Annotated in this window: 1 pseudogene; it reads right to left on the bottom strand. The window is 54.1% G+C overall.

What is annotated here, in order from left to right:
• Positions 1 to 660: pseudogene (locus D5269_RS18120) on the bottom strand (relaxase); the annotation flags it as partial.

Genomic DNA, 660 nt, shown 5'->3' with positions numbered 1-660 from the left:
AAAATATCCGCTTCATGTTCCGCTAAAAATTTCTTGGAATATCCCGCCTTGCGGTAGGCCGCATAGACCTCGCGGGTTTTCACATAATTGATGATGTGGGTCCGCAGTACGGCTATCTCCGCCATGCGGGTTTCCGCCGCCTTGATCTGTGCCGACAGCTCATTGTGGCGGGTGGTAGCAGCAGCCGCTTTTTCTTCCAAGACTGCGTATTCCAGCAGGCCATGCTCGGTGAGATAGTTCATTGTCTGCGCCATCTGTTTCAGATTGAATACCTTTGCCCAGCGCGCATAGCCAGCGCCTTTTCCGGCCTGCAATTTCTCCTGAATATCCACCAGAAGATTGACCTTGGGCGGCTCTGATTGAACAGCCGCTTTCTTTCTTGGGGTATGCTCTTTTTCCCCAGCCAGTACCGCCCGTATTTCATCTTCGCTGTACCCTTGTCCCAGCTTTTCATCCATGCGGGCAACATTCTTCCAGCCGGGGGCTTTGAGCCGGATTGCCTGTCCCCGGCGCGACACCTCACAGCCCATTTCCTCAAGCAGCTTTAACAGCGCGTCAAAGTCTGCCGGTTTCTGTTCCAACGCCTGGTCAATCATCATGCGGAGCTGTTCCCGGTGGGAGGGCTTTGCCCGATCCCCCAGCCATTTGTTGTAGCTTTTT

Origin of the sequence: Anaerotruncus sp. 1XD42-93, from assembly GCF_009917605.1 — a bacterium.
In the GTDB taxonomy this organism is placed as follows: Bacteria; Bacillota; Clostridia; order Oscillospirales; family Ruminococcaceae; genus Anaerotruncus.
This window is presented reverse-complemented; position numbering and strand designations above follow the sequence as displayed.